The organism is Brevundimonas olei (assembly GCF_037055245.1).
In the GTDB taxonomy this organism is placed as follows: Bacteria; Pseudomonadota; Alphaproteobacteria; order Caulobacterales; family Caulobacteraceae; genus Brevundimonas; species Brevundimonas olei.
Window position 1 is genome coordinate 1,567,250 of the sequence record NZ_CP146369.1, and the last position, 18,651, is coordinate 1,585,900.

Here is an 18,651-nt window from a genome sequence, read left to right on the forward strand (position 1 = left end):
CGTCAAGCGACGCGGCTGTGGATAAATCAAATCATCTGGCCGAGGGCGTTGCGGCGGCCTGCGGCGGGGCTGCGGGACCGGCGATTCCGCCGTCCGCAGGCAGTTGCGACGCCGTGGCGGGCGGCGGCGGTTCGTAGTGGACGCCCACGCCCGGTCCCAGCGGCAGGTCCAGCGCCACCCAGGACGCGACCATGATCAGTCCCGCGACCAGGAAGGCCCCGGCGTAGGGCAGCATGGTCGCCATCAGCGAGCCCAGGCCGAACCTGGGATCCCAGCGCTGGGCGAAGGTCAGGATCAGCGGGAAGTAGCTCATCAGCGGCGTGGCGATGTTGGTGACGGAATCACCCATGCGATAGGCGGCGGTGGTCATCTCGGGACTGATGCCCAGCAGCATGAACATGGGCACGACGATGGGGGCGAGCGCCGACCACTTGGCCGAGGCCGAGCCGATGAACAGGTCGAAAACGCAGGACACCAGCACCACCATGATCAGCAGCAGCGGCGTGGGCAGGGCCAGTTCGCGTAAGGAGGCGGCGGCGTTGACCGCCAGGATCGGCCCCAGGCCCGACCAGTTGAACATGGCGACGAAGTGGGCGGCGAAGAAGGCCAGGACGATGTAGGGGGCCAGTTGGCTGATGCCCTCGCGCATCATCCGCACCAGGTCGTGGTGGGTCTTGATCGAGCCGGACCCCGCGCCGAAGGCCGCGCCCGCCATGAAGAAGGTCAGGGCGAAGAAGGCCACCAGCGAGCGATACAGGGGATTGAAGCGCTGTTCCGGCTCGGCGTCGGCGTCGACGAAGGGCGAGCCAGGCAGGAAGGTCACGATTGTCCAGACGGCGATCATGGCCAGGATGGTCAGGCCCGCCCAGGCCAGGCCGCGCTTTTCGGCCGCGGTGAGGGGCGTCTTCTCTTCGGCGGCGACCGGTGCGGCGTCGTGCGGCGTCCAGGCGCCGAGGCGCGGCTCGATCACCCGGTCGGTCAGGAACCAGACGATGGGCGTGAAGACGATCACCACCCCGACGATGAAGAACCAGTTGCCGGCGATGCTGACGGCGTAGGACGGGTCGATCAGATGGGCGGCGGGCTCGGTGATGCCCAGGATCAGGGCGTCGCTGGCGCCGGGGAACAGATTGCCGGCATAGCCGCCCGACACGGCGGCGAATCCGGCGGCCAGGCCGGCTAGCGGATGACGGCCCGCTGCGGCGAAGATGACGGCCGCCAGCGGAATCACCACGACATAGGAGGCGTCGGAGGCGTGGTGAGACACCATGCCGGTGATCACCACGATCGGCGTCAGGATGAATCGTGGCGCATTCAGCAGAGCGCCGCGAATGGCGGTGGAGAACAGGCCCGTCCGTTCGGCCACCGAGGCGCCGTAGATGATGGTGATGACGATCCCCAGCGGCGGAAAATCGGCCAGGGTGCGCGGCATGCCGATGAACAGCCGCTCCAGATTGGCGGGCGACAGAAGGCTTTGCGCCTGCAGCGCCTCGCCGGTCACCGGATTGATCGCGGACCAGCCCAGACCTGCGCCGACCAGGCTCAGAACAACCAGGCCCAGGATCAGCCAAAGGAATAGGAAGACAGGATCTGGCAGCCGATTGCCGATGCGTTCGATGGAGTTCAGCAGGCGGGCGGCCAGGTTCATGCGCAAGCTCTCGGCTGTGTCGAAGGCGACGGCGCATTTCGCGGATCAGCGGCATAGGAGGCAATCGCGCGGCCTGCGGCAAATCGCGCAAAAAACTGCGAACCATTCGCAACAAAAAACCTTTGCCGACATGGGTTTGAACCCTGGCGAGGTTGGGTCTAAGAAGCCCCGAATCCGCCCCCTACCTCCCGGCGGGCGAGGCAGCTCGAATGAACGAATTTCTTCTAGAATATCTTCCGATCGTCGTTTTCCTGGGCATCGCCATCGTGCTCGGCGCCGGCTTCATGCTGGCGGCCTGGGTGCTGGCCCCCAAGAACCCCGACACCGAGAAGCTCTCGGCTTATGAGTGCGGCTTCAACGCCTTTGACGACGCGCGCATGAAGTTCGACGTGCGCTTCTATCTGGTGTCGATCCTCTTCATCATCTTCGACCTGGAAATCGCCTTCCTGTTCCCTTGGGCGGTGTCGATGTTCGACCTGTCGCCCGGCGGCATGGTCTTCGCCTTCTGGTCGATGATGGTCTTCCTGGGCGTCCTGACGGTCGGCTTCATCTACGAATGGAAGAAGGGAGCCCTGGAATGGCAGTGATCGCCCCCTCTAGCCCCCTGGTCCCCGCCGGTTCCGCCGCGCGCTCGACCGTCGAGGGCTATGACCCCAAGATTCACGACAAGTTCTTCGAGTCCGTCAATACGGAGCTGGGCGAGCGTGGCTTCCTGACGACCTCGCTGGACGACGTCATCACCTGGGCCCGCACCGGTTCGCTGATGTGGATGTCGTTCGGCCTGGCCTGCTGCGCCGTCGAGATGATCCACCTGTCGATGCCGCGCTTCGACCTGGAGCGCTTCGGCACCGCGCCGCGCGGTTCGCCGCGCCAGTCGGATCTGATGATCGTCGCCGGCACCCTGACCAACAAGATGGCTCCGGCCCTGCGCAAGGTCTACGACCAGATGCCGGACCCGCGCTATGTCATCTCGATGGGTTCGTGCGCCAACGGCGGCGGCTATTACCACTACAGCTACAGCGTCGTGCGCGGCTGTGATCGCGTGGTGCCGGTGGACGTTTATGTTCCGGGCTGCCCGCCGACCGCCGAGGCTCTGCTGTACGGCATCCTGCAACTGCAGAAGAAGATCCGCCGCACGGGGACCATCGAGCGATGAGCGAACTGGTGCGCGTTGCGGAGCGCGAATCCGCCCTGACGCCTCTGGGCACGGAAATGGTCGCGGCGCTCGGCGTCGAGGCGGTGGTCGCCTATGGCGAACTGACCCTGATCGCCCCGCGCGAGAAGATCGTCGAGGTCATGACGGCCCTGCGCGATCAGTTCGGCTTCCAGCAGTGCATGGACGTCTGCGGCGCCGACTATCCCGACCGCGCCGAGCGGTTCGAGGTCGTCTATCACCTGCTGTCGCTGACGCGCGCCGCGCGCGTTCGCGTCAAGGTCTCGACCGATGAGGTCAAGCCGGTCCCCAGCGTGTCGTCGGTCTATCCGTCAGCGGGCTGGTTCGAGCGTGAAGCCTTCGACATGTACGGCATGATCTTCTCGGATCACCCGGACATGCGCCGCATCCTGACCGACTACGGCTTCCAGGGGCACCCGCTGCGCAAGGACTTCCCGATGACGGGCTATGTCGAGGTCCGCTACGACGAAGAGCAGAAGCGCGTGGTCTATGAGCCGGTGAAGCTGACTCAGGAATTCCGCAACTTCGACTTCCTGTCTCCGTGGGAAGGCGCCGATTATCCGACCGTCCTGCCGGGCGACGAGAAGGCGGGAGCGCAGTAATGGCCGACGGTAACAACACTCCGGCTCCGACCGGTTCGGCGATCGACCCGTTCGAGGACTATGAAGACGGCCTGACGCCGCACGCGCGGGCGATGGACGACCGCAAGTTCACCATCAACTTCGGCCCGCAACACCCGGCCGCGCACGGCGTGCTGCGCCTGGTGCTGGAGCTGGACGGCGAACTGGTCACGCGCGTCGATCCGCACATCGGCCTGCTGCATCGCGGCACCGAGAAGCTGATGGAGGCGCGCACCTACCTCCAGAACATCCCCTATCTGGATCGGCTGGACTACGTCTCGCCGATGAACCAGGAGCACGCCTTCTGTCTGGCGATCGAGCGCCTGCTGGAGATCGACGTGCCGTATCGCGGCCAGCTGATCCGGGTGCTCTATTCGGAAATCGGCCGCATCCTGAACCACCTTCTGAACACGACCATGCAGGCCATGGACGTGGGCGCTCTGACCCCGCCGCTGTGGGGCCATGAAGAGCGCGAGAAGCTGATGGTCTTCTACGAGCGGGCCTGCGGCGCGCGTCTGCACGCCAACTACTTCCGTCCGGGCGGCGTTCACCAGGACCTGACGCCCGAGCTGATCGACGACATCGGCCGCTGGTGCGCCGAGTTCCCGGCCAAGCTGGACGACATCGAAAGCCTGGTCACCGAGAACCGCATCTTCAAGCAGCGCAACGTCGACATCGGCGTGGTGTCCAAGGAGAACGCGCTCGCGTGGGGCTTCTCGGGCGTCATGCTGCGCGGCTCGGACATCGCCTGGGACCTGCGCAAGGCTCAGCCGTACGACTGCTACGCGGACCTCGAGTTCGACATCGCCGTCGGCAAGAACGGCGACTGCTGGGATCGCTATCTGTGCCGCGTCGAGGAGATGCGCCAGTCGATCCGCATCATGGAGCAGTGCATCCACAAGCTGCGCAACTGCCCCGGCGAGCCGGTCCTGACCGAAGACAACAAGATCGCCCCGCCGCGTCGCGGTGAGATGAAGCGTTCGATGGAAGCGCTGATCCACCACTTCAAACTCTACACCGAAGGCTTCCGCACCCCGGAAGGTGAGGTCTATGCGGCCGTCGAGGCGCCGAAGGGCGAGTTCGGCGTCTACCTGGTGTCGGACGGCACCAACAAACCCTACCGCGTCAAGCTGTCGGCGCCCGGCTTCCGTCACCTGCAGGCGATGGACTGGATGAACCGCGGCCACATGCTGGCGGACGTGTCCGCCATCCTCGGCTCGCTCGACATGGTGTTCGGAGAAGTGGACCGATGAGCGTTCGTCGTCTGGCCAAGGAGCAACCGGCCTCTTTCGAGTTTTCGAAGGAGACGATGGAAAAGGCTCAGTGGTGGATCAAGAAGTACCCGGAATCGCGTCGCCAGTCGGCGGTGATCCCGGTCCTGTGGCTGGTCCAGAAGCAGGAGGGCTGGGTGTCCGAGCCGTCGCTGCGCGCCATCGGCGACCTGCTGGGCATGGCCTATATCCGGGTGCTGGAGGTCGCGACCTTCTACACCATGTTCCAGCTGACGCCGGTCGGTACGGCTGCGCTGATCCAGGTCTGCGGCACCACGCAGTGCATGCTGCGCGGCTCCAACGAGCTGATGCGCGTGTGCCGCGAGAAGATCGGGCCCAAGGACGAGCTGTCGGCCGACGGCCGCTTCACCTGGCAGGAAGTCGAATGCATCGGCGCCTGCTCGAACGCGCCGGTGGCCCAGATCAACGATCTCTATTACGAAGACCTGACGCCCGAGAACATGGCCCAGATCATCGACGATTTCGCGGCGGGCAAGACGCCGAAGGCGGGCAGCTACGTCGGTCGTCACACCTCAGAGCCCCAGGGCGGCGCGCGCGTTCTGACGGACCCGGCGCTGTATGACGGCTCGGCCGCCAAGAAGATCAAGAAGCTGCCGAACTCGGAGCCTGTCGCTGAAAAGGCGCCGGCCTGATGGGGCGGCCGGACCTCGAAACGGAAGCGGGCAGGGCGGCCTATCGGGCCGAGCTGCGTCGCGTGGGCTGGCGCCAGCGTTGGGCGGGCCTGGCCTGTATCGTGGTCGCGGCCGCTCTGGTTTTGTTCGCGCGCGAGGGCCGTTTCGGCCTGACTGAAAACGCCGCGGTGGCGGCCTATGGCCTGTTGGCCATCGGATGGGTGCTGGTGATCTACGCCGTCTTCCAGCGCACCCGCCACCACAAGCGCCGCATGGCGGAAGGACTTTAAGGGATCATGGTCGGCATCCTCCAAGACAAGGATCGGATCTTCACCAACCTCTACGGCTTCCATGACTGGGGCCTTGAGGGTGCGAAGAAGCGCGGCGCGTGGAACGCCACCAAGGACATGCTGGACCTTGGCGGCGAATGGATCATCAACAACGTCAAGAACTCGGGCCTGCGCGGACGCGGCGGCGCCGGTTTCTCGACCGGCCTGAAGTGGTCCTTCATGCCCAAGGAAGTGAAGGATCGTCCTCACTACCTGGTCATCAACGCCGATGAGTCCGAGCCCGCCACCTGCAAGGACCGCGAGATCATGCGTCATGATCCGCACCTGCTGATCGAAGGCGCGCTGATCGCCTCCTTCGCGATGAAGGCCCACGCCTGTTACATCTACCTGCGCGGCGAATACATCCTCGAGCGCGAGCGCATGGAAGCCGCCGTCAAGCAGGCCTATGAGGCCAGGCTGATCGGTGACGACAACGTCCACGGCTGGGACTTCCACGTCTATATCCACCACGGCGCCGGGGCCTATATCTGCGGCGAAGAGACGGCTCTGCTGGAGTCGCTGGAAGGCAAGAAGGGCCAACCGCGCCTGAAGCCGCCGTTCCCGGCAGGCGCCGGCCTCTATGGCTGCCCCACGACCGTGAACAACGTGGAATCGATCGCCGTCGTCGGCACCATCCTGCGTCGTGGCGCGGACTGGTTCGCCAGCTTCGGTCGTCCGAACAACACCGGCACCAAGCTGATGTCCCTGTCGGGCCACGTGAACACGCCCTGCGTGGTCGAAGAGGCCATGTCGATCCCGCTGCGCCAGTTGATCGAGGATCACGGCGGCGGCGTGCGCGGCGGCTGGGAAAACCTGAAAGCCATCATTCCGGGCGGCGCGTCGTGCCCCGTCATCACGCGCGAACAGGCCGAAGTCGCCCTGATGGACTTCGACTCCATGCGCGAGCATCGTTCGTCGCTGGGCACCGCCGGCGTGACGGTCATGGACCAGTCCACCGACATCGTGAAGGCGATCGCCCGCATCAGCTACTTCTTCAAGCACGAGAGCTGCGGCCAGTGCACGCCGTGCCGCGAAGGCACCGGCTGGATGTGGCGCGTGCTGGAACGCATGGCGATCGGCGACGCCGATCCGTCCGAGATCGACCTGCTGCTCGACGTGGCCGGCCAGGTCGAAGGCCACACCATCTGCGCCCTCGGCGACGCCGCCGCCTGGCCCGTTCAGGGCCTGATCCGGCACTTCCGTCACGAGATCGAAGAGCGCATCCACACCTACCGCAGCCGCCGCGCGAACTTCGCCGGCCACGCGATCGCGGCGGAGTAATCGTAATGCCTATCGCCAAGGTCAACGGCGTTGAAGTCGAGTTCGAACCGGGCATGACCGTGCTGCAGGTCGCCGAGCGCGCCGGGCAGGAAATCCCGCGGTTCTGCTACCACGAGCGCCTGTCCATCGCCGGCAACTGCCGCATGTGCCTGGTCGAGGTGAAGCCTGGACCGCCGAAGCCTCAGGCTTCGTGCGCGCTTCCGGCCGCCGACGGCCAGGAAATCTTCACCGACACGCCGATGGTGAAGAAGGCCCGCGAAGGGGTGATGGAGTTCCTGCTCATCAACCACCCGCTGGATTGCCCGATCTGCGACCAGGGCGGCGAATGCGACCTTCAGGATCAGGCCGTGGGCTACGGCCGCGACGGGTCTCGCTACGGCGAGAACAAGCGCGCAGTCGAAGAAAAGAACATGGGCCCGACGGTCAAGACGTTCATGACGCGCTGCATCCAGTGCACGCGTTGCGTTCGCTTCATCACCGAAGTGGCCGGCGTCCCGGACATCGGCATGATCTCGCGTGGCGAAAGCGCCGAGATCACGACCTATCTGGAAAAGAACATCGACAGCGAGCTGTCGGGCAACGTCAACGACCTGTGCCCGGTGGGCGCACTGACGCACCGCCCGTGGCAGTATCACTACCGCCCGTGGGAGCTGAAGAAGACCGAGACCATCGACGTGATGGATGCGCTCGGCTCCAACATCCGCGCCGACTCGCGCGGCGCCGAGGTCATGCGCGTGCTGCCGCGCGTGAACGAGGGCATCAACGAGGAGTGGCTGTCGGACAAGAGCCGCTATGCCGTCGACGGCCTGCAGGCGCGTCGTCTGGACCGTCCTTGGGTGCGTGAGAACGGCAAGCTGCGTCCGGCTTCGTGGGACGAGGCTCTGTCGGTCGTCGCCGACAAGATCAAGGCCGCCTCGGCTGACCGCATCGGCGCCATCGCCGGCGACCTGCAGGACGCCGAGTCGATGAAGGCGACGCTGGACCTGTTCCGCGCGCTGGGTTCGGCCAACACCGACTGCCGTCAGGATGGTGCCGCGCTGGGCGGCGAGGTTCGTGAAGGCTGGCTGTTTAACTCCGGCCTGCAAGGCATTGAAAACGCTGACGCCATTCTGATCGTCGGCGCCAATCCGCGTACAGAAGCGCCGCTGCTGAACGCGCGCATCCGCAAGACCTGGCTGAAGGGCGGCGTCGAAGTCGGCGTCATCGGCCCGCAGGCCGACCTGACCTATGACTACAACTACCTCGGCGCCGGTTCGAAGACCGTCGGCAAGCTGCCCAAGGCCGCTGTCGACTTCCTGACCAAGGCCGAACGGCCCGCCATCATCGTCGGCGCGGGCGCCCTGACCGGCGAGACCGGCCCGGCCGTGCTGAACGCCCTGGGCGCGCTGGCCAAGAAGGTCGGCGTGGTCAAGGACGGCTGGAACGGCTTCAACGTCCTGCACACCGCCGCCGCGCGTGTCGGCGGCCTGGACATGGGCTTCCTGCCGGGCGAGGGCGGTCTGGACGTGGCCGCCATGCTGAAGCCGGGCGCGCTGGACGTGCTGTTCTTGCTGGGCGCCGATGAGGTGAACGCGGACGCATCGGGCGCCTTCCGCGTCTATCTGGGTTCGCACGGCGATCGCGGCGCGCACGGCGCGGACGTGATCCTGCCGGGCGCGGCCTACACCGAGAAGTCGGGCCTCTACGTCAACACCGAGGGCCGGGTGCAGATGGCCGAACGCGTGGTCTTCCCGAAGGGCGAGGCCAAGGACGACTGGGCCATCATCCGAGCCCTGTCGGAACGCGTCGGCTGCAAGCTGCCGTTCGACACCCTCGACCAGTTGCGCACGAAGCTGATGGGCGACCATCCGACCTTCGGCCGCATCGACTATCTGGCCCCGGCCGCGACGTTCGACGTCGCCAAGCTGGGCGCCAAGGGAGACCTGGGCGACGTCGCCTTCGTCTCCGTCATCGCCGATCCCTACCTGACCAACCCGATCGCGCGCGCCAGTGAAACCATGGCCCAACTGTCCGCTGAGCGGACGGCGCCGGTCGCCCTGGCGGCGGAGTAAGACATGGACGCTGCGACTTCCTTCTGGGCCACTCCCGTCGGCTGGACCCTCGCCACTCTGGGCGGGATCCTGCTGGTCGTGGTCGGCATCCTGATCTCCCTGGCCTTCCTGCTGCTGGCCGACCGCAAGATCTGGGCGGGCGTTCAGCTCCGCAAGGGTCCGAACGTGGTCGGCCCCTTCGGCCTGCTGCAGTCCTTCGCCGACTTCTTCAAATTCGTGCTGAAGGAGATCGTCATCCCGGCGGGGTCGGACAAGGTGGTCTTCATCCTGGCCCCGCTGATCAGCTTCGTGCTGGCCTTCATCGCCTGGGCGGTGATCCCGTTCGCGCCGGGCTGGGTGGTGTCGGACCTGAACGTCGGCATCCTGTACATCCTCGCGATCAGCTCGCTGGGCGTGTACGGCATCATCATGGGCGGCTGGGCTTCGAACTCGAAGTATCCGTTCCTGGGCTCGCTGCGTTCGGCGGCGCAGATGGTGTCGTACGAGGTCTCGATGGGCCTCATCATCATCAACGTCATCCTGCTGGCCGGGACGATGAACCTGACCGAGATCGTGACCCAGCAACAGGGCTGGATCTGGGAGTGGAACGCCTTCGGCGGCGGGGCAGGGACTTGGCCGACGATCCTCGTCATGCTGCCGATGACCATCGTCTTCTTCATCTCGGCCCTGGCCGAGACGAACCGCCCGCCGTTCGACCTGCCCGAAGCGGAGTCGGAGCTGGTGGCCGGTTATCAGGTCGAATATTCCTCGACCCCCTACCTGCTGTTCATGATCGGCGAGTACGCCAACATCGTCTTCATGTGCGCCATGATCACCCTGCTGTTCTGCGGCGGGTGGAATCCGGGCTTCCCGACCGACTTCCTGAACAGCGTCCCGGCCTTCGTGGCCAACCTGTTCTACTTGGCGGTCTTCGCCGTGAAGGTGGTCTTCTGGTTCTTCATGATCGCCTTGGTGAAGGCCTTTGTGCCTCGCTACCGCTATGACCAGCTGATGCGCCTGGGCTGGAAGATCTTCCTGCCGGCTTCGCTGATCGCCGTGGTCTTCGTGTCGGCGTGGCACGTGTTTGCGGTGGGGGCGTGATGGGCGTTCGCGCCACAGTCCTGATCGCGCTGGCGCTCGCCGCCGGCCTGTCGGCCTGCACCTTCACGCCGATGGATCCGGCTGCGCCCGAGACCGCGTCCGCGCGTCTCGAACGCCTGGACCGGGAGCGGGGAGAGGAGGCGGACAAGCGCGCCTATTGCCAACGTCTGTCGCGGGACGACCCGCGTTTCGACAGGGACGGCTGCGAACGCCGGATCGGCGGATGAAGATGAAAGCCGCAGCCCTAATGATCGCCCTGACCGCGCCCATGCTGGCGTCGGCCTGCGCGCCCTATGAGGCCGAGCCCGTCTCGGTCTATCAGTGGGAGCGCAAGGTGCAGGAAGTTGAACGGCGCGAGGCGGAACGCCAGCGCCTTTGCCAGACCCTCGACAAGGAAAGCGCCCGCTATGAACGCGCGTGCGCCGGAGTGAAATCGTAATGCTGACCCGTATCGTTCAGGCGGCCAAGGGCGCGATGCTGACCGACGTGTTCGGCGCCGTCGGCCTGTCGATGAAGTACATGATGAAGCCGAAGGCGACGGTGAACTATCCGTTCGAGCGCAACCCGCAGTCGCCGCGCTTCCGTGGCGAACACGCGCTGCGCCGCTATCCGAACGGCGAAGAACGCTGCATCGCCTGCAAGCTGTGCGAGGCCATCTGCCCCGCACAGGCCATCACCATCGAGGCCGAACCGCGCGCCGACGGCAGCCGCCGCACGACGCGCTACGACATCGACATGGTCAAATGCATCTACTGCGGCCTGTGCCAGGAGGCCTGCCCGGTGGACGCCATCGTCGAGGGACCGAACAGCGAGTTCGCCACCGAGACACGCGAAGAACTGCTCTATGACAAGGCGCGCCTGCTGGACAACGGCGACCGCTGGGAGCGTCTGATCGCGAAGAATCTGGAACTCGACGCTCCGTATCGCTAAACGGAGCGACGATTCCGCCGCGCTGACCCTGACCTTCGGGCCGGGGCTGATTTCTGGAAGGGTCCGGGATTTCCGTCCGGGCCATTGGTTTTGAAGAGGGGCGTCGTCCCGCACATGTTGCAAGGCCTGGCCTTCTATCTTCTGGCGACGGTCGCCGTGGTTTCCGCCCTGCTGGTGGTGACCGCGCGCAATCCCGTGCACTCCGTTCTCTGGTTGATCCTGACTTTCTTCTCGGCGGCCGGACTGTTCGTGCTGCTGAGCGCCGAGTTTCTGGCGATGCTTCTGGTCGTCGTCTACGTCGGCGCCGTGGCGGTGCTGTTCCTGTTCGTGGTCATGATGCTGGACGTCGACTTCGTGAAGCTGCGCGAGGGTTACGCGCGCTACCTGCCGCTGGCGGGCGTCGTGGCGGGCGTGCTGCTGGCCGAGATGATCATGGTGTCGATCAGCGTGGTGCAGGGCGGAGCCGCCCGCGACGCCGCCTCGCCGGTGCCGGCCGGGCCTGACGTCACCAACATCGAGACGATCGGCCGCGTGCTCTACACGGACTACGTCTACTTCTTCCAGGCGGCGGGCGTGGTTCTGCTGATCGCCATGATCGGGGCCATCGTCCTGACCCTGCGTCACCGTCCGGGCGTGCATCGTCAGGATCTGGCGGCGCAAGCCAACCGCGAACGCGCCAAGGCTGTCGAGATCAAGTCCGTGACCACGGGCCAGGGCGTCACCCCCGAGGAGCTTCTGTGATGGATATCTCGCTCCACCATTATCTGGCGGTCGCCGCCATGCTGTTCACCATCGGCGTCTTCGGCATCTTCGTGAACCGCAAGAACGTCATCATCATCCTGATGTCGGTCGAGATGATCCTGCTCGCGGTGAACATCAACTTCGTGGCCTTCTCCACGCACCTGAACGACGTGTCGGGTCAGCTGATGGCCATGTTCGTCCTGACGGTCGCCGCGGCCGAGGCCGCTGTCGGCCTGGCCATTCTCGTGACCTTCTTCCGTAACCGCGGCGACATCGCGGTCGACGACGCCTCCGTGATGAAGGGCTGATCGGAACCGTGACTATCCAGACTCTCGTCACTCTCGGCGTCTTCGCCCCCCTGCTGGGGGCCATGATCGCCGGCTTCTTCGGTCGCCGGATCGGGGACATTCCGTCCCAGGCCGTGACAACCGGCCTGCTGTTCTTCTCGTGCGCGGTCTCGTGGATCGTGTTCAGCCAGTGGACCTGGGGCGGGCTGGAAGCCTTCACCGTCCACATCGCGCCGTTCATCCATGTCGGCGACTTCCAGTCGAACTGGTCGATCCGCGTCGACGCCATGTCGGCGGTCATGCTGATCGTCGTGACCAGCGTGTCGTCGCTGGTTCACCTCTATTCCTGGGGCTACATGAAGGAGGACGACAGCCGTCCCCGCTTCTTCGCCTATCTGTCGCTGTTCACCTTCATGATGCTGGCGCTGGTGACGGCCGCCGACTTCGTGCAGATGTTCTTCGGCTGGGAAGGCGTGGGCCTGGCGTCCTATCTGCTGATCGGCTTCTGGTACAAGAAGGCCTCGGCCTCTTCGGCGGCGATCAAGGCCTTCGTGGTCAACCGCGTCGGCGACTTCGGCTTCCTGCTCGGCATGATGACCGTCTTCTGGATGTTCGGCACGATCGAGTTCGCCAAGCTGTTCCCGATGATCGCCGGCAAGGTCGGCGCGGGCTGGGAATTCCTGGGCTACACTTGGTCGGCGCTGGACCTGGCTGGTCTGCTGCTGTTCGTCGGCGCCATGGGCAAGTCGGCGCAGTTCTTCCTGCACACCTGGCTGCCGGACGCGATGGAAGGCCCGACCCCGGTGTCGGCCCTGATCCACGCGGCCACCATGGTCACGGCCGGCGTCTTCATGGTCTGCCTGCTGTCGCCGCTGTATGAGCACGCGCCCGTGGCGTCGCAGTTCATCGCCATCATCGGCGGGATCACGGCCATCTTCGCCGCGACCGTCGGCATGATGCAGAACGACATCAAGCGGGTGATCGCCTATTCGACCTGTTCGCAGCTGGGCTACATGTTCTTCGCGGCGGGCGTCGGCGCCTATCAGCCCGCCATGTTCCACCTGTTCACGCACGCCTTCTTCAAGGCCCTGCTGTTCCTGGGCGCCGGTTCGGTGATCCACGGCATGCACCACGAGCAGGACATGCGGAAGATGGGCGGCCTGTGGAAGCTTCTGCCTTGGACCTACGGGACCATGATGATCGGCACCATCGCCATCACGGGTCTCGGTATTCCGGGCATTGGCGGCTTCGCGGGCTTCTACTCCAAGGACTCCATCCTCGAGAGCGCCTATGCGGCGGCGACGACAGGCCATTCGGCTGCGGGCATGTTCGCTTTTGTCATCGGCATCTCGGCGGCTCTGCTGACGGCCTATTATTCCTGGCGTCTGGTGTTCATGACCTTCCACAACAAGCCCGTCTGGAAGGAAGAGGAGGGCGCGCACGCCCATGCGGCCGACGACCACGCGTCGCATGCTCAGATCGAAACGCATTCCGAACCGCTGGACGGCGACGATCATGCGCACGACGACCATCACCACGGTCCGCTGAAGCCGCACGAGAGCCCGTTGGTCATGGTGCTGCCGCTGCTGGCGCTGTCGGTTGGCGCGGTTGCTGCGGGTATCGTCTTTGCTCCGCACTTCATCGGCCACCATGAAGCCGAGTTCTGGCGCGGCGCCATCTTCGTCGGGGCTGAGAACCACGTCCTGCACGAAAGCCACAACGTCCCGACCTGGGTGAAGTGGGCGCCGCTGATCGTGACGCTGCTGGGCACGGCCATCGCCTACTGGCTGTATGTCGTGAAGGAAGGCGCGGCCAAGCAGATGGCCGACCGCAAGGGCCCGCTGTGGACTTTCCTCTACAACAAGTGGTTCTTCGATGAGCTGTATGACGCCGTCTTTGTGAAGGGCGCCAAGGCGATCGGCGACTTCTTCTGGAAGATCGGCGACGTGAAGATCATCGACGGCCTTGGCCCGAACGGCGCGGCCTGGGCTTCGCTGAAGTCGGGCGGCTGGCTGTCCCGGTTCCAGTCCGGTTTCGTCTACTTCTATGCATTCGTGATGCTGATCGGCGTGGCTGCGTTCCTTGCCTTCGCCATCTTCACGTGGGGAGCCTGAGCCTCGTGCCTCACATTCTGAGCATCGTCACCTTCCTGCCGCTTCTCGGCGCGGCCGCGATCCTGGTCGCGCGCCTGCTGAACAAGGGCGGGCAGGACGCCGCGGCCTCGGCCGCTCGCTGGATCGCCCTGGTCACCACCCTGGTGGTGCTGGCGGTGTCCGTCCTGCTGGTCGCGCAGTTCGATCCGTCGAACCCAGCCTATCAGTTCGTCGAGAACTACGCCTGGTTTGCGGGGGCCAGCTATCACCTGGGCGTGGACGGGATCTCCATCCTGTTCGTCCTGCTGACGGCCTTCCTGCTGCCGATCTGCGTGGTGGCCAGCTGGAAGGCGATCGAGACGCGCGTCGTCGAATACATGATCGCCTTCCTGATCCTGGAGACTCTGGTCATCGGGGTGTTCACCTCGCTGGACCTGTTCCTCTTCTATATCTTCTTCGAAGGCACCCTGGTGCCGATGTATCTGATCATCGGCATCTGGGGCGGCGCCAACCGCATCTACGCGGCCTACAAGTTCTTCCTCTACACCCTGCTGGGCTCCGTCCTGATGCTGCTGGCCATGCTGTGGATGGCGCACACGACGGGCACCACCAGCATTCCGGAGCTGAAGCAGTACGCCTTCGACGCCTCGGTGCAGCCGATCCTGTGGCTGGCCTTCTTCGCCTCCTTCGCGGTGAAGATGCCGATGTGGCCGGTGCACACCTGGCTGCCCGACGCCCACGTTCAGGCGCCGACGGCGGGTTCGGTCATTCTGGCCGGCATCCTGCTGAAGCTCGGCGGCTACGGCTTCATCCTGTTCAACATTCCGATGTTCCCGCTGGCGTCGCAGATGTTCACGCCGCTGGTGTTCGCCCTGTCGGTGATCGCAGTGGTCTACACCTCGCTGGTCGCCTTCCGTCAGACGGACATGAAGAAGCTGATCGCCTACTCGTCGGTCGCTCACATGGGCTTCGTGACCATGGGCATCTTCGCCGGCAACGACACCGGGGTTCAGGGCGCCGTCTTCCAGATGCTGAGCCACGGCCTGATCTCGGGCGCGCTCTTCCTCTGCGTCGGCGTGGTCTACGACCGGATGCACACCCGCGAGATCGCCCTCTATGGCGGCCTGACGGCGAGGATGCCCTGGTATGCGGCCATCTTCCTGATGTTCACCATGGCGAACGTCGGCCTGCCGGGCACCTCGGGCTTCATCGGCGAAGTGCTGACGATGACGGGCGCCTATCAGGTCTCGACCTGGACGGCCCTGATCGCCGCCTCGGGCGTGATCTTCTCGGCGGTCTATGCGCTGACGCTGTTCCGCAACGTCATGTACGGCCCGATCACCAATCCGGCGCTGGAAAGCATCACCGACATCGACAAGCGCGAGCTGCTGATCTTCGTGCCCCTGATCGTCGGCACCATCTGGCTGGGCCTCTATCCCAACGCCGTTCTGGATTACACCGGGCCAAGCGTTGAGGCCCTGACGACCGCCTATCGCGCAGCCATCGGCGGGTGAGAGCATAATGACTGATCTGTCTTCCGCCCTTCATCTCTCGGCCCCGGAACTGACCCTTGCGGTCGGCGGCCTGGTGCTGCTCATGCTCGGCGCCTTCGCCGGGGAGAAGTCGACGCGCCTGGTTTCGGGCCTGTCGGTGCTGCTGCTGCTGGCGGCGACGGCTCTGGCCGCCGTCGGCCCGCTGGGCGCGGCCTTCAACGGGGCCTATGTGGCCGATCCGCTGGCCGTCTACGGCAAGGCGGTGATCTTCCTGTCCGCCGCTGTGGCCGTGGTGCTGGGCGACGGCTGGATGCATCGCAACAACATCGCCAAGTTCGAATATCCGATCCTGATCGTGCTGGCCTCGGTCGGCATGGGCATGATGGCGTCGTCGGGCGACCTGATCTCGCTCTACATCGGCATCGAGATGCATTCCTTGGCCCTCTACGTCCTGGCCGCCTATCGCCGCGACGACCTAAAGGCCTCGGAAGCCGGTCTGAAGTATTTCGTTCTGGGCGCCCTGTCGTCGGGTCTGCTGCTGTACGGCGCCAGCCTGATCTACGGTTTCGCCGGTTCTATGCGGTTCGAGGACATCGCCGCCTTCGCCACCGCCAACCCCGGTCCGGGCCTGATCTTCGGCCTGGTGTTCCTGATCTGCGGCTTGGCGTTCAAGGTTTCGGCCGCGCCGTTCCACATGTGGACGCCGGACGTCTATGAAGGCGCCCCGACGCCGGTCGTGGCCCTGTTCTCGACCGCGCCCAAGGTGGCGGCCATGGTGCTGATCATCCGCGTGCTGGTCGAAGGCTTCGGCCTGGCCCATGCCCAGTGGGCCCAGGTGGTGATCCTGATCTCGCTGATCAGCTTCGCCGTCGGGGCTTTCGGCGGCCTGATGCAGAAGGACATCCAGCGCCTGCTGGCCTATTCGTCCATCATCAACATCGGCTACGCCCTGCTCGGTGTCGCGGCGGGCACGCAGGTCGGCGTTCAGGCGACCCTGATGTTCATGACCCTGTATGTCGTGGACCAGATCGGCTTCTTCGCCATCCTGCTGTCGCTGAGCCGCAACGGTCGTCCGATCCGCAAGATCGCCGATCTGGCCGGTCTCAAGAAGGACCGCCCGCTGACGGCCGTGGCCCTGACGATCCTGTCGCTGTCGGCCATCGGCATTCCGCCGATGTCGGGCTTCTGGGGCAAGGTCTATGTCTTCGGCGCGGCCGCTGACGCCGGATACTGGATGGCGGGCGCGGCGGGGCTGGTAGCCTCGGTCGTGGCGGGCTTCTACTATCTGCGCATCATCAAGGTGATGTGGTTCGACACGCCGGAATTCGACGTGACGACCGACAAGGCGCCGGCCGGCGCCCAGTGGATCGGCTGGGCGGCTGCGGCCTTCAGCTTCCCCGTGGTGCTTCTGGCTCTCGTCTGGCTGGAGCCGCTGACGCGCGCGGCGGCGGCAGGCGTCGGAATCGGATAAGGGGCCTTGGCGGCTCCGGTCCTGATCCTCGAAGAGACCGACTCCACCAACGCCGAGGCCCGCCGTCGCGCCGAGGCGGGCGAGGCCGGGCCGCTGTGGATCGCGGCTCGGCGTCAGACCGCCGGGCGAGGCCGTCGCGGCCGCGCCTGGGACAGCCGGGACGGCAATCTGGCCACGACCCTGCTGCTGACGCTGAACCGCTCTCCGGCCGAGGCGGCGCAGCTGACCTTCGCCGCCGCCCTGGCGGTGGCCGATCTGCTGGATCGCTATGTCCCGCCCGCGCTGGTCAGCATCAAATGGCCCAATGACGTCCTGCTGGATGGGCGCAAGTCGTCGGGCATCCTGATCGAGTCTGGTCCTTCGCCGTCCGGCGGCCTGTGGCTGGCCGTCGGCGTCGGCGTGAACCTGTCCCATGCGCCCGAAGGGACCGAGCGTCCCACTACCTGCATCGCCGAGCACCTGCGTCACGACGTGCCTGCCGCTCCGTCGATGGAGGAGGGGGCGAAGGCGCTGGCGGAAACCTTTGACGCCTGGCTGGAACGCTGGACGCGTCTGGGCTTTCAGCCGGTGCTGGACGCCTGGGTCGCGCGGACGCCGGGCCTGTTCGGGCCGTGCACGGCGCGGCTGAGCCATGAAACCCTGAGCGGGATCGCCGACGGCGTCGAGGCCGACGGCGCCCTGCGTCTGAAACTGCCGGACGGAGGCCTGCGAGTCATCTCCGCCGGCGACGTCTTCTTCGGAGAGACCGCCTGATGCTGCTGGCGATCGAGCAAGGCAATACGAACACGCTTTTCGCCGTCCACGACGGCGAGGAGTGGATCTTCCAGTGGCGCACCGCCACCGATCCCATGCGCACGGCCGATGAATACGCCGTCTGGCTGCACCAGCTGTTCGAGATGCGCGGTCATGGCCTGACCATGGCCGACATGGACGGCTGCATCATCTCCAGCGTGGTGCCGCAGTCGATTTTCAACCTGCGCAACCTGGCGCGACGCTATCTGACCGTCGAACCCCTGGTGATCGGCGAGAACGTCGAGCTGGGCATTGAGGTGCGCATCCACAAACCCAGCGAGGCCGGGGCCGACCGCCTGGTCAACGCCATCGGCGCGCTTCAGGCCTATGAGGGCGACCTGCTGCTGATCGACAGCGGCACGGCGACCACTTTTGACGTCGTCTCGGGTGCCAACGGCAAGGGCGGGGGCGCCTTTGAAGGCGGACTGATCGCGCCGGGCATCAATCTGTCGCTTCAGGCCCTGCACGAGGCTGCGGCCAAGCTGCCGCGCATCGCCATTCAGCGCCCCGAGACCGTCATCGGGCGCGACACCGTCACCTCCATGCAATCGGGCGTCTTCTGGGGCTATATCGCTCTGATCGAAGGGCTGGTGGACCGTATCAAGGCCGAGTGGGGCAAGCCCATGACGGTCATCGGCACCGGCGGCGTCGCCTCCCTGTTCGAGGGCGCTACCGACTCTATCGACCGGTTTGATCCGGACCTGACCATCCGCGGCCTACTCGAAATCTGGCGGCGGAACTCCCATCTGTAAGGCCGT

At 65.5% G+C, this 18,651-nt stretch carries 20 protein-coding genes; 19 read left to right on the forward strand and 1 reads right to left on the reverse strand.

Features of this window, described 5'->3' with window-relative positions; all coding sequences use genetic code 11:
- Positions 1 to 31: 31 nt before the first annotated feature.
- Positions 32 to 1,648, reverse strand: a complete 1,617-nt coding sequence (locus V8J38_RS07445; RefSeq protein ID WP_338578501.1) for an AbgT family transporter — start codon at positions 1,646 to 1,648, stop codon at positions 32 to 34.
- 209 nt (positions 1,649 to 1,857) lie between these two features.
- Here V8J38_RS07445 and V8J38_RS07450 point away from each other — a divergent pair, with 209 nt between their 5' ends.
- From V8J38_RS07450 to V8J38_RS07540, 19 genes are all read left to right on the forward strand, one after another.
- Positions 1,858 to 2,235 carry an NADH-quinone oxidoreductase subunit A gene (locus V8J38_RS07450; protein ID WP_338578502.1) on the forward strand — a complete coding sequence of 126 codons (378 nt, stop codon included), beginning with the start codon at positions 1,858 to 1,860 and terminating at the stop codon, positions 2,233 to 2,235.
- The gene (locus V8J38_RS07455; protein WP_087141646.1) at positions 2,205 to 2,804 is read left to right on the forward strand and encodes a NuoB/complex I 20 kDa subunit family protein; all 600 of its coding nucleotides are present in this window, start codon (positions 2,205 to 2,207) and stop codon (positions 2,802 to 2,804) included. Before V8J38_RS07450 ends, V8J38_RS07455 begins: the two co-directional genes overlap by 31 nt.
- Complete coding sequence (locus V8J38_RS07460) at positions 2,801 to 3,424, forward strand: NADH-quinone oxidoreductase subunit C (protein WP_291774501.1); 624 nt, start codon at positions 2,801 to 2,803, stop codon at positions 3,422 to 3,424. Before V8J38_RS07455 ends, V8J38_RS07460 begins: the two co-directional genes overlap by 4 nt.
- Before the next feature lie 92 nt (positions 3,425 to 3,516).
- Positions 3,517 to 4,695, forward strand: coding sequence for an NADH-quinone oxidoreductase subunit D (locus V8J38_RS07465; protein ID WP_291776096.1), 1,179 nt, complete (start codon positions 3,517 to 3,519; stop codon positions 4,693 to 4,695).
- Positions 4,692 to 5,366: an NADH-quinone oxidoreductase subunit NuoE gene (gene nuoE, locus V8J38_RS07470; RefSeq protein WP_291774503.1), complete on the forward strand. Its 675-nt coding sequence runs from the start codon at positions 4,692 to 4,694 to the stop codon at positions 5,364 to 5,366. Before V8J38_RS07465 ends, nuoE begins: the two co-directional genes overlap by 4 nt.
- Entirely contained in the window at positions 5,366 to 5,635 is a 270-nt protein-coding gene (locus tag V8J38_RS07475; RefSeq protein WP_338578503.1) for a hypothetical protein, read from the forward strand. The genes nuoE and V8J38_RS07475 overlap by 1 nt, the downstream gene beginning before the upstream one ends.
- A 6-nt stretch (positions 5,636 to 5,641) precedes the next feature.
- Complete coding sequence (gene nuoF, locus V8J38_RS07480; protein ID WP_338578504.1) at positions 5,642 to 6,955, forward strand: NADH-quinone oxidoreductase subunit NuoF; 1,314 nt, start codon at positions 5,642 to 5,644, stop codon at positions 6,953 to 6,955.
- A gap of 5 nt (positions 6,956 to 6,960) precedes the next feature.
- Entirely contained in the window at positions 6,961 to 9,006 is a 2,046-nt protein-coding gene (gene nuoG / locus V8J38_RS07485) for an NADH-quinone oxidoreductase subunit NuoG (RefSeq protein ID WP_338578505.1), read from the forward strand.
- 3 nt (positions 9,007 to 9,009) lie between these two features.
- A complete protein-coding gene (gene nuoH / locus V8J38_RS07490; protein WP_338578506.1) occupies positions 9,010 to 10,086 on the forward strand; it encodes an NADH-quinone oxidoreductase subunit NuoH in 1,077 nt (358 codons plus the stop codon).
- Positions 10,086 to 10,313 carry a hypothetical protein gene (locus tag V8J38_RS07495; RefSeq protein ID WP_338578507.1) on the forward strand — a complete coding sequence of 76 codons (228 nt, stop codon included), beginning with the start codon at positions 10,086 to 10,088 and terminating at the stop codon, positions 10,311 to 10,313. Before nuoH ends, V8J38_RS07495 begins: the two co-directional genes overlap by 1 nt.
- Positions 10,310 to 10,525, forward strand: a complete 216-nt coding sequence (locus V8J38_RS07500) for a hypothetical protein (RefSeq protein WP_338578508.1) — start codon at positions 10,310 to 10,312, stop codon at positions 10,523 to 10,525. The genes V8J38_RS07495 and V8J38_RS07500 overlap by 4 nt, the downstream gene beginning before the upstream one ends.
- Positions 10,525 to 11,016 (forward strand): NADH-quinone oxidoreductase subunit NuoI, encoded by a 492-nt coding sequence (nuoI, locus tag V8J38_RS07505; RefSeq protein ID WP_040345161.1) that lies wholly within the window; start codon positions 10,525 to 10,527, stop codon positions 11,014 to 11,016. The genes V8J38_RS07500 and nuoI overlap by 1 nt, the downstream gene beginning before the upstream one ends.
- A gap of 114 nt (positions 11,017 to 11,130) precedes the next feature.
- Positions 11,131 to 11,757, forward strand: a complete 627-nt coding sequence (locus V8J38_RS07510; RefSeq protein WP_291774529.1) for an NADH-quinone oxidoreductase subunit J — start codon at positions 11,131 to 11,133, stop codon at positions 11,755 to 11,757.
- A complete protein-coding gene (nuoK, locus tag V8J38_RS07515; RefSeq protein WP_291774531.1) occupies positions 11,757 to 12,065 on the forward strand; it encodes an NADH-quinone oxidoreductase subunit NuoK in 309 nt (102 codons plus the stop codon). The genes V8J38_RS07510 and nuoK overlap by 1 nt, the downstream gene beginning before the upstream one ends.
- A 14-nt stretch (positions 12,066 to 12,079) precedes the next feature.
- Entirely contained in the window at positions 12,080 to 14,158 is a 2,079-nt protein-coding gene (gene nuoL, locus V8J38_RS07520) for an NADH-quinone oxidoreductase subunit L (RefSeq protein ID WP_422388338.1), read from the forward strand.
- A 5-nt stretch (positions 14,159 to 14,163) separates the two neighbouring features.
- Complete coding sequence (locus V8J38_RS07525) at positions 14,164 to 15,651, forward strand: NADH-quinone oxidoreductase subunit M (protein WP_338578509.1); 1,488 nt, start codon at positions 14,164 to 14,166, stop codon at positions 15,649 to 15,651.
- A gap of 7 nt (positions 15,652 to 15,658) precedes the next feature.
- Complete coding sequence (nuoN, locus tag V8J38_RS07530) at positions 15,659 to 17,101, forward strand: NADH-quinone oxidoreductase subunit NuoN (RefSeq protein WP_338578510.1); 1,443 nt, start codon at positions 15,659 to 15,661, stop codon at positions 17,099 to 17,101.
- Between the two features lie 6 nt (positions 17,102 to 17,107).
- Entirely contained in the window at positions 17,108 to 17,854 is a 747-nt protein-coding gene (locus V8J38_RS07535) for a biotin--[acetyl-CoA-carboxylase] ligase (protein ID WP_338578511.1), read from the forward strand.
- The gene (locus V8J38_RS07540) at positions 17,851 to 18,645 is read left to right on the forward strand and encodes a type III pantothenate kinase (protein WP_338578606.1); all 795 of its coding nucleotides are present in this window, start codon (positions 17,851 to 17,853) and stop codon (positions 18,643 to 18,645) included. Before V8J38_RS07535 ends, V8J38_RS07540 begins: the two co-directional genes overlap by 4 nt.
- The last annotated feature ends 6 nt before the right edge of the window (positions 18,646 to 18,651 follow it).

Coding starts and splice junctions, on each gene's coding strand:
- nuoG (WP_338578505.1), top strand. CDS start 6,961: ATGCCTATCGCCAAGGTCAACGGCGTTGAAGTCGAGTTCGAACCGGGC.
- V8J38_RS07500 (WP_338578508.1), top strand. CDS start 10,310: ATGAAGATGAAAGCCGCAGCCCTAATGATCGCCCTGACCGCGCCCATG.
- V8J38_RS07445 (WP_338578501.1), bottom strand. CDS start 1,648: ATGAACCTGGCCGCCCGCCTGCTGAACTCCATCGAACGCATCGGCAAT.
- V8J38_RS07510 (WP_291774529.1), top strand. CDS start 11,131: ATGTTGCAAGGCCTGGCCTTCTATCTTCTGGCGACGGTCGCCGTGGTT.
- V8J38_RS07495 (WP_338578507.1), top strand. CDS start 10,086: ATGGGCGTTCGCGCCACAGTCCTGATCGCGCTGGCGCTCGCCGCCGGC.
- V8J38_RS07450 (WP_338578502.1), top strand. CDS start 1,858: ATGAACGAATTTCTTCTAGAATATCTTCCGATCGTCGTTTTCCTGGGC.
- V8J38_RS07460 (WP_291774501.1), top strand. CDS start 2,801: ATGAGCGAACTGGTGCGCGTTGCGGAGCGCGAATCCGCCCTGACGCCT.
- V8J38_RS07465 (WP_291776096.1), top strand. CDS start 3,517: ATGGACGACCGCAAGTTCACCATCAACTTCGGCCCGCAACACCCGGCC.
- nuoE (WP_291774503.1), top strand. CDS start 4,692: ATGAGCGTTCGTCGTCTGGCCAAGGAGCAACCGGCCTCTTTCGAGTTT.
- nuoI (WP_040345161.1), top strand. CDS start 10,525: ATGCTGACCCGTATCGTTCAGGCGGCCAAGGGCGCGATGCTGACCGAC.
- nuoN (WP_338578510.1), top strand. CDS start 15,659: ATGACTGATCTGTCTTCCGCCCTTCATCTCTCGGCCCCGGAACTGACC.
- nuoH (WP_338578506.1), top strand. CDS start 9,010: ATGGACGCTGCGACTTCCTTCTGGGCCACTCCCGTCGGCTGGACCCTC.
- nuoK (WP_291774531.1), top strand. CDS start 11,757: ATGGATATCTCGCTCCACCATTATCTGGCGGTCGCCGCCATGCTGTTC.
- V8J38_RS07475 (WP_338578503.1), top strand. CDS start 5,366: ATGGGGCGGCCGGACCTCGAAACGGAAGCGGGCAGGGCGGCCTATCGG.
- V8J38_RS07455 (WP_087141646.1), top strand. CDS start 2,205: ATGGAAGAAGGGAGCCCTGGAATGGCAGTGATCGCCCCCTCTAGCCCC.
- nuoF (WP_338578504.1), top strand. CDS start 5,642: ATGGTCGGCATCCTCCAAGACAAGGATCGGATCTTCACCAACCTCTAC.